This is a genomic window from Variovorax sp. 01T439_2, from assembly GCF_056398445.1.
In genome coordinates this window covers 1-8,704 of sequence record NZ_JBFTPJ010000138.1, presented here as the reverse complement: position 1 = coordinate 8,704, position 8,704 = coordinate 1, and the positions used below count along the sequence as shown (strand labels likewise).

The 8,704-nt window shown below is 66.5% G+C and carries 9 protein-coding genes; 1 reads left to right on the top strand and 8 read right to left on the bottom strand.

All coding sequences use genetic code 11. The annotated features are described in order from the left end of the window. The 7 genes from AC1DOC_RS09200 to AC1DOC_RS09170 all read right to left on the bottom strand — a co-directional run. A partial coding sequence (locus AC1DOC_RS09200; RefSeq protein WP_478129694.1) for a P1 family peptidase occupies nucleotides 1-452 on the bottom strand: 452 nt, incomplete at its 3' end. 12 nt (nucleotides 453-464) lie between these two features. After that, nucleotides 465-1,385: a glutathione ABC transporter permease GsiD gene (gene gsiD, locus AC1DOC_RS09195; RefSeq protein ID WP_027730556.1), complete on the bottom strand. Its 921-nt coding sequence runs from the start codon at nucleotides 1,383-1,385 to the stop codon at nucleotides 465-467. 10 nt (nucleotides 1,386-1,395) lie between these two features. After that, nucleotides 1,396-2,316 (bottom strand): glutathione ABC transporter permease GsiC, encoded by a 921-nt coding sequence (gsiC, locus tag AC1DOC_RS09190; RefSeq protein ID WP_278876341.1) that lies wholly within the window; start codon nucleotides 2,314-2,316, stop codon nucleotides 1,396-1,398. Nucleotides 2,317-2,396: 80 nt separating this feature from the next. Continuing rightward, entirely contained in the window at nucleotides 2,397-3,950 is a 1,554-nt protein-coding gene (gene gsiB / locus AC1DOC_RS09185; RefSeq protein WP_478129693.1) for a glutathione ABC transporter substrate-binding protein GsiB, read from the bottom strand. A gap of 71 nt (nucleotides 3,951-4,021) precedes the next feature. Continuing rightward, the gene (locus tag AC1DOC_RS09180) at nucleotides 4,022-5,899 is read right to left on the bottom strand and encodes a dipeptide ABC transporter ATP-binding protein (protein ID WP_436044141.1); all 1,878 of its coding nucleotides are present in this window, start codon (nucleotides 5,897-5,899) and stop codon (nucleotides 4,022-4,024) included. A gap of 25 nt (nucleotides 5,900-5,924) precedes the next feature. Continuing rightward, nucleotides 5,925-6,887, bottom strand: a complete 963-nt coding sequence (locus AC1DOC_RS09175; protein ID WP_478081530.1) for an isoaspartyl peptidase/L-asparaginase family protein — start codon at nucleotides 6,885-6,887, stop codon at nucleotides 5,925-5,927. Then, the gene (locus AC1DOC_RS09170; protein ID WP_012748101.1) at nucleotides 6,884-7,849 is read right to left on the bottom strand and encodes a MurR/RpiR family transcriptional regulator; all 966 of its coding nucleotides are present in this window, start codon (nucleotides 7,847-7,849) and stop codon (nucleotides 6,884-6,886) included. The genes AC1DOC_RS09175 and AC1DOC_RS09170 overlap by 4 nt, the downstream gene beginning before the upstream one ends. Before the next feature lie 245 nt (nucleotides 7,850-8,094). Between AC1DOC_RS09170 and AC1DOC_RS09165 the strand changes: the two genes are divergently transcribed. Beyond that, nucleotides 8,095-8,598 (top strand): MerR family DNA-binding protein, encoded by a 504-nt coding sequence (locus tag AC1DOC_RS09165; protein ID WP_478081529.1) that lies wholly within the window; start codon nucleotides 8,095-8,097, stop codon nucleotides 8,596-8,598. On the opposite strand, the gene AC1DOC_RS09160 is transcribed toward AC1DOC_RS09165, so the two are convergent. Continuing rightward, nucleotides 8,570-8,704: N-acetyltransferase (locus tag AC1DOC_RS09160; protein ID WP_478129695.1), on the bottom strand; the 135-nt coding region annotated here is incomplete at its 5' end. The two genes, AC1DOC_RS09165 and AC1DOC_RS09160, sit on opposite strands and share 29 nt — an antisense overlap.

Below are 8,704 nucleotides of genomic sequence, written 5' to 3'. Positions count from 1 at the left end.
GCGCTCTCGAGCGCGCGCAGGTAGTCCGCCTCGGTCACGGCCAGCCGCTGGATGTCGTTGAGAAAACCGTCGTTGCACTCGAAGACCAGCGGATTCACCGTCGGCAGCGACCGGCCGCTCTCGGGGTTGGCCGCTATGCAATGGCGGACCTGCGCCGTGGCCACCGTGCCGACCGAAAACGTGTTGGTCAGCGCAATCGGCGTCTCCAGCACGCCGAGCTCTGCGAGCTGCACCAGCCCCACGCTCTTGCCGAAGCCGTTGAGCACCACGGCGGCGGCCGGCACCTTGTCGCGGAACGGATCGCCCGCATGCGGACGGATCACTGTCACGCCGGTCTGCACGCCGCCGTCGTCGAGCGTGCGGTGGCCGACCGTGACGCCTTCGACGTCGGTGATCGCGTTGCGCGTGCCTTGCAGCAAGGTGCCGATGTAGGGCAGGGAGTTCGCTGGCATCAAATGGATGGGTTATTCGCGGTCGATCTTCGGATCGAGCGCGTCGCGCAGTGCATCGCCCAGCAGGTTGAACGCCAGCACGGTGAAGAAGATGGCCAGGCTCGGGAACAGCGCCACGTGCGGCGAGGTCACCATGTCGGCGCGGGCTTCGCTGAGCATCGCGCCCCATTCGGGCGTCGGCGGCTGCGCGCCCATGCCCAGGAACGAGAGGCTGGCGGCCGTGATGATCGAGGTGCCCACGCGCATCGAAAAATACACGACGATCGACGAGATGGTGCCCGGCAGGATGTGCCGCACGATGATGGTCCAGTCCGACGCGCCGATGCTGCGCTCGGCCTCGATGTAGGTCTGCTGCTTGAGCACCAGCGTGTTGCCGCGCACCAGTCGCGCGAAGGCCGGCACGCTGAACACCGACACCGCCACCACCACGTTCGTCATGCTGCTGCCGAGGATGGCAACCACGCCAAGCGCCAGAAGAATGCCGGGGAAGGCAAAGAGCACGTCGGAGATGCGCATCACGATGCGGTCCCACCAGCCTTCGTAGTAGCCCGCGAGCAGGCCGAAGGCCGTGCCGACGAAGCCACCCACCAGCACCGAGAGAAAGCCCGCCATCAGCGAGATGCGCGCACCCATCAGGATGCGGCTGAAGATGTCGCGCCCCAGCGGATCGACGCCGAACCAGTGCGTGGCCGAAGGCCCCGTGTTCAGCATGTCGTAGTCGAAGAAGTTCTCCGGGTCGAAGGGCACGATCCACGGCGCGAACACCGCGACGAACACCAGCAGCAGCACGAACAGCGCCGCGACGATGCCCACGGGCTGCTTCTTGAAGCGGCGCCAGCATTCGCCCCAGGGCGTGCGGACCTTGCCCGCAGTTTGGACCGCCACGACGGGCGGAGTGATCGATTCGGCAGTCACGCCGGTGGCTTGCGTCATGTCGGCTGCCTCACTTGTAGCGGATGGTCGGGTTGATGTAGCCGTACAGCACGTCCACCACGAGGTTGATCAGGATGAATTCGAGCGAGAACAGCAGCACCAGCGTCTGGATCACGGGGTAGTCGCGCATCTGCACGGCGTCGACCAGCAGGCGCCCGAGGCCCGGCCAGTTGAAGACCGCCTCGACCAGGATCGAGCCGCCCAGCAGGAAGCCGAACTGCAGCCCCATCATCGTGACCACCGGGATCAGCGCATTGCGCAGGCAGTGCTTGATGATGACGGTGCGCTCGCGCACGCCCTTGGCACGCGCGGTGCGAACGAAATCTTCCTGGATCACTTCGACGAACGAAGCGCGCGTGAAGCGCGCCATCACGGCAGCCACCGCGGCACCCAGCGTGATCGAGGGCAGGATGTAGTGCTTCCAGCTGCTCGCGCCCACCGTGGGCAGCCAGCCGAGCTGGACCGAGAAGATCTGCATCAGCAGCATGCCGAGGGCAAATGCCGGAAAGGAGATGCCCGACACGGCCAGCGTCATGCCGAGCCGGTCGGGCCATTGGTTGCGGAACACGGCAGAAACAATGCCGATGCCCATGCCGAAGATCACGGCCCACACCATGCTGGTGATGGTCAGCATCACCGTGGGGAAGAAGCGCTCGCCGATCTCCATCGACACCGGCCGCCGCGTGCGGATCGAGGTGCCGAAGTCGCCCTGCAGCATATGGGAGAAGAAGCTCACGAACTGCTGGGGCAGCGGCTTGTCGAGGCCCAGCTCCTGTCGCACCACGGCGATCGTCTGCTCGTCAGCGTCCTGGCCGGCGGCAAGGCGCGCCGGATCACCGGGCAGCATGTGGACGAACAGGAACACCAACACTGCCACGATGAGCAGAGTCGGGACCAGGCCCAACAGTCGTTTGAGGAAGTAATTCAGCATGGGGTGCGGTTGTCGCGAGCGGGCGATGGCGCAGTGCCACCGCCCACCGGACAGTCAGTCAGGAAACGAAGAGGCGGCGATCAGTTCGACACTGCAATTGCGTCGATGTTGATGTTGCCGTCAGGCATCACGAACACGCCCGAGAGCCGCTTGGCATGCGACGACAGGTTTTGCTCCGTGACCAGCGGAATGCGTGGCAAGTCCTTCTGGAGCTGTTCCTGAGCGGCCTTGTAGAGCGCGGCCTTTTCCTTGTCGTCCACTGTGACGAGCGCCTTGGCGATATTGCCGTCGACCAAGTCGTTTTTGTAGTACGCGTAGTTGGCAAGCTTCGGCGGCCAGGCTTCCGAGGCGAACAGCGGGCGCAGCGCCCAGTCGGCTTCGCCGGTAGAAGACGACCAGCCAACGTAGTACAGGCGCACCTTGGCGGTTGCCGGATCGGCCCAAGTTTCGACCCATTCGGCGCGTTGGCCTACCTCGAGTGCCTGTACCTGCAGCTTGATACCCACTTGCGCGAGCTGTTGCTGCAGGAACTGGATCACCTTCTGCGAGGTCRTGTTGTTGTAGTGGCTCCAGAGGACCGACTCGAAGCCATTCGGATAGCCGGCTTCTGCGAGCAGTTGCTTCGCCTTCTTGACGTCGTAGCCGATCGGCGCCATCTTTTCGGCGAACTTGACACCCTGCGGCACGAAGCCCTGCGCCGGAAATGCGAAGCCGCTGAAGGCGACTTTGGCGAGCGCATCCTTGTTGATGGCATAGCCAATGGCTTCGCGCACCTTCGGGTTGTCATAAGGCTTTTGCATCACGTTGAATGTGAGGAAGCGCGTGATGATCGACGGCGTGGCCACCACTTCGAGCTTCTCGCTCTTCTTCAGCAGGTCGGCCTGCTCGTAGGGAATGGGATAGGCGAAGTCGGCTTCGCCGGTCTGCAGCATCGCGGCGCGCGTGTTGTTCTCGAGCACCGGCTTCCATGAGACCGTGTCGATCTTCGGATAGCCCTTCTTCCAGTAGCCGTCGAACTTCTTCGCCTTGACGGCTTCGGTCTGCTTCCACTCGACGAATTCGAAGGGGCCGGTGCCCACGGGGTGGAAAGCGATGTCCTTGTTGCCCCATTTCTTGAGCGCGGTGGGCGAGATCATCGCGGCCGAGGCATGGGCCAGCGAGTTGATGAAAGGGCCGAAGGGCTCCTTCAGCGTGATGCGCACGGTCGTCGGGTTGAGCGCCTCGACTTTGCCCACGCGGTTGAACTGGTTGTAGCGCAGCAGCTTGTTGTCCTGGTTGAGCACGCGGTCGAGCACGAACTTCACGGCCTCTGCGTTGAAGTCAGTGCCGTCGTGGAACTTGACGCCGGTGCGCAGCTTGATGGTGTARACCAGGCCGTCCTTCGACACGTCGTAGCTCTCGGCCAGCACGTTCTGCACCTTCAGGTCCTTGTCGAACTGGAACAGGCCTTCATAGAAGGTCTTGGTCACAGCCGTGGTGATGGTGGTGTTGGTGTTGTACGGGTCCAGCGTTTCGGGCTGGTAGCCGATCGACAGCACCACGTCTTTCGCGGCCAGCGCCGTGCCCGATGCAGCCAGTGCGGCCAGGCCCAGCAGTGCCGATGCCCATCGCAGGGAGGAAGAAGATTGCTTCATGGAAAGAAACTCCAGTCGGTTCGAGAAAAAAAGCAGGAGGGCCTGCGGGTTGAAAAAAATCTGCCGGTCGCTCAGAAGGCGCCGCCGATGGCATGCCGTGCCACGAAGTGGCCGGGCGCCACCTGCACCAGCGGCGGCACGTCGGGCTCGTCGCCCACGGCGCGGATCGGGCTCGGGATCTCGCCTTCGAGCAGCGCGCGCGGCTTGTGGCGGCGCGACGGGTCGGCCACCGGCACCGCGGCCATCAGCTTGCGGGTGTAGGCGTGCTGCGGCGCTTCGAACACGGCGCGGCGCGGGCCGATCTCGACGATCTGGCCGAGGTACATCACGGCCACGCGGTGGCTGATGCGTTCCACCACCGCCATGTCGTGCGAGATGAAGAGAAAGGCCACGCCCAGCTCGCGCTGCAGGTCGAGCATGAGGTTGACGATCTGCGCCTGGATCGACACGTCCAGCGCCGACACCGATTCGTCCGCCACCACCACCTTGGGGTTGAGCGCGAGCGCGCGTGCGATGGCGATGCGCTGGCGCTGCCCACCCGAGAACTCGTGCGGATAGCGCTGCGCCACCTCGGGCGGCAGGCCGACCTTCTGCAGCAGCCAGTCGACGCGCTGCTGCGCCTCGGCGCCCTTGGCGATGTTGTGGATGAGCAGCGGCTCCATGATCGAGAAGCCCACGGTCACGCGCGGATCGAGCGAGGCGAACGGGTCCTGGAAGATGAACTGGATGTTGCGGCGCAGGGCCTGCAGCTCGCGCGTGGGCAGCTCGCGGATGTTCTGGCCGCCGAACTCGATCGCGCCGCTCTGGCTCTCGACCAGGCGCAGCAGCGAGCGGCCCGTGGTCGACTTGCCGCAGCCCGATTCGCCGACCAGCGCCAGCGTCTCGCCGGGGTAGAGGTCGAAGCTGATCTTTTCCACCGCATGCACGCGGCGCTTCACGCGGCCGAACAGGCCGCTGCGCACGTCGAAGCGCGTGACGAGGTCGCGCACGCGCAGGATCGGGCCCGCGCCCTCGCGCACGGTGGTCTGCGGCGTGGTGTGGGTGGACGGCACCGTCTCGGGCGTGCCCTCGGTGCGCAGCAGCTCGAACTTGGCGGGCAGGTCGGTGCCCTGCATCGCGCCGAGCTTGGGCACGGCCGACAGCAGCGCCTTGGTGTAGGGGTGCTGCGGCGATGCGAACACCGTATCGGAACTGCCCGCTTCGACCTTGTCGCCGCGGTACATCACGAGCACGCGGTCGGCAATCTCGGCCACCACGCCCATGTCGTGCGTGATGAAGAGCACGCCCATGCGCATCTCCTTCTGCAGCTCGCGGATGAGCTGGAGGATCTGCGCCTGGATGGTCACGTCGAGCGCGGTGGTGGGCTCGTCGGCAATCAGCAGCTGCGGCTTGCACGAGAGCGCCATCGCGATCATCACGCGCTGGCGCATGCCGCCCGAGAGCTGGTGCGGAAAGCGGTCGAGCACGTTGCGCGCTTCGGGAATGCGCACCAGCTCCAGCATGCGCAGCGCCTCGGCGCGCGCGGCCGCGTTGCTCTTGCCCTGGTGGATGCGGATGGCCTCGGCAATCTGCTCGCCGGCGGTGAACACCGGGTTGAGCGAGGTCATCGGCTCCTGGAAGATCATCGCGATGTCGGCGCCGCGGATGTTGCGCATCTCGGTGTCGCGCGCCTGTGCGAGGTCGAGCACTTCGCCATTGCGGCGGCGAAACGCCATGCGTCCGCCCAGGATGCGTCCGCCGCCGTGTTCCACCAGCCGCATCAGCGCGAGCGAGGTCACCGACTTGCCCGAGCCCGACTCGCCGACCACCGCGAGCGTTTCGCCATGGTCGACGTGGAAGGAAAGGTTCTTGACCGCATCGACCGTGCGCTCGGAGGTCGAGAAGCGCACGGTGAGATCGTCGACGGCGAGAACGCGGCCGTCTGGCAGGGCGAGGGAAGGGGAGGACATGGTGCGAGAAAAAAACGTGTGCGTGTCAGGCGAAGATGGCTGTTGCGGGTGCCTCGTCGCCGCGCGCGTGGCCGCGGTACATGCCTTCGGTGTTGAAGGCGAGGCTCAGGTTGCCGTGGCGGTCGATGGCGATCAGCCCGCCGGTGCCGCCGATGGCGGGCAGCGACTGGTGCACCACGGCGTGCGTGGCGGCTTCGAGCGTGGCGCCGCCATAGGCCATGCGGGCGCAGATGTCGTAGGCGGCGGCGACGCGGATGAACATTTCGCCGCTGCCGGTGCAGGACACGGCGGCGGTGCGGTCGTCGGCATAGGTGCCGGCGCCGATCAGCGGCGAATCGCCGATGCGGCCGACGCGCTTGTTGGTCATGCCGCCGGTCGAGGTGGCCGCGGCCAGGTGGCCGTGCATGTCGAGCGCGACCGCGCCCACGGTGCCGAGTTTCTTGTCCTCGTCGAGCGGCGGCGTCATGGCCGCGCCTTCGTGGTCCGTCACCACGCGGCCGGTGTCGCGCACGCGGTAGAGCTGCTGGCGCCGCGCCTCGGTGGAGAAGAAGAAGGGCTCGACCATTTCAAGGCCGTGCTCGCGCGCGAAGGCTTCGGCGCCCGCGCCGGCCAGCAGCACGTGCGCGCCGTCCTCCAGCACGGCACGCGCGGCGCGCACCGGGCGGCGCACGTGGCAGACGCCGGCAATGGCGCCGGCCGCGAGCGTGGCGCCGTCCATCACGGCGGCGTCGAGTTCATGGGTTTCCTCGTGCGTGAACACTGCGCCGTGGCCCGCGTTGAAGAGCGGGCACTCTTCGAGCAGTTCGACCGCGAGGCAGGTCGCGTCGAGCGCGGATGCGCCCTTGAGCAACTGCGCCTGCGCGGCCTGCACGATCTTGCGCAAGGCGTCGTGGTAGGCCTGCGCCTGCGCCGCGCTGGTGGTGGCGGCGCTGATGGTGCCGGCACCGCCGTGAATGGCGATGACGGGCGTGATGCTGTTGTTCTTCATGAGGAGGCTTTCTTCTTTTTCCTGGCGGCCCCGGCCGGTGCCGCGCCGGCGGGCAGTGCCGAGGAGACTTCCGCCCGCGGCAGGCCCTGCGCGCCATGCAGCCAGGGCCGCACCGCCTGCAGGATGCGGCTCGCGGACTGCACCGCGCGCGGCGCACGCAGCGCCACCGCGCTGGTCAGTGCCTCGATCAATGCCAGCACGCTGGTTTCGCAGTTCGGCCGGTAGCTGGTTTCGGTCTGGCAATAGAGCGCCACGTCGGCCAGCGGGGCGAGCGGCGAACTCGGGCGGTCGGTCAGCGCCAGAACGGCGCAGCCCTGGCCCTTGGCGATCTGCGCCAGCGCCACCGTGTCGGTGAGGTAGCGCGGAAAGGTCAGGCCGATGAACAGGTCCTGCGGGCCGGCGTGCGTGAGCGTGCGCGCCGCATGCGTGACGCCGCTGACGCTGGACAGCATCCGCACGTCGTTGCAGCTGCCGTCCAGCCCGTGCTGCAGCAGCCCCGCGAGCCAGGCGCTGGCGCCGAAGCCGCCGATGTAGATCGAGCGCGCCTTCAGGACGCGCTGCACCGCGGCGTCGCAGGCGGCGTAGTCGAGCGACTGGCGCGTGGCCTCGATGTTGCGCCGGCTCTCGTCGAGCGCGGTGGCAAACACCTCGGCCACCGTGGTCGGATGTTCCAGGTTGCCGCGCAGCCGCTCCACCGGCGCCACCAGCGATTCGAAGCCGCGCACGAGCTCGGCGCGGAAGGTGGCGTAGCCGTCGAAATCCAGCGCCCGTGCAAAGCGGTTGGCCGTGGCCACTGACACGCCGACCGCGGCCGCGAGCTCGTCGATCGGCAGCGTGGCGACTTGCAGCGGGTGCTCCAGCACGAAGTCGGCCACCTGGCGGTGCGAACGCGTCAGCCGCGGCAGCGCCTGCGCAATGCGCTGGGCCACGGTGGTGCCATTGGTGTCGACGTTGGTGCTCATGGGGCGGGCGATGCACCTCGAAGGGTGCGCGCAATGAAAATGAATTTACAAATATATGTCAGATAAGAAAATTTTCTGTCATTTTCGAACGATATCGCAAGTAGCGGGCCAGGAACGAGGGGTTTTGGCGTGAAACCAAGGGATTACCCTGACTTCATCTTGGAAGCCCACCATGCGGCTTCTTGACTCTCCCACGGTGTGAAGGCCGAGACTTTGTTCTTTGTTGGCTCTGGAAGGAGAACTCCATGGAACATCCCACGGTACCGGCTGCTGGGGCACGCTTGTCTCTTGCCGAGGTTGTTGCGCGGTCCGGCGCATCTGCGCAACTGCTGCGCGACTGCGAGTCGCTCGGACTGCTCGACGGCACGGCGCGTACCGACGGCGATGGCTGCCTCTATGACGAACGCGCCGTGCCGACGCTGCGCTTCGTGCGAAGGGCGCACGCGCTGGGTTTCGAAACACCGGAGGTCGTCGAGCTGCACGCCTTGTGGCGCGACGGACATCGCGCGAGCTTCGATGTGAAGCGCGTCGCGCTCGAGCGGGCCGACGACCTCGCGCAGCGGATTGAGGAGCTGGCGCACATGCAGCGCCTGCTGGAGCGCCTGGCCCATTGCTGCGAAGGCGACGAGCGTCCGGATTGCCCGATCCTGGATGARCTGGCCGGGCTTGAGGGGTTCGCCGGCTGCGAAGCGCGGCGAGGCGAAGGGCTCATGCAGGCGGCTACGCAGCCGCCTTCTTCTTCTGCATGAACACGCTCAGCGGATCGTCGGGATAGTCGCCGAAGCGCTCGCGCCGCGCATAGCCCGCGCGCGCATAGAACGCGAGCGCCTCGGGCTGGTGCACGCCCGTCTCCAG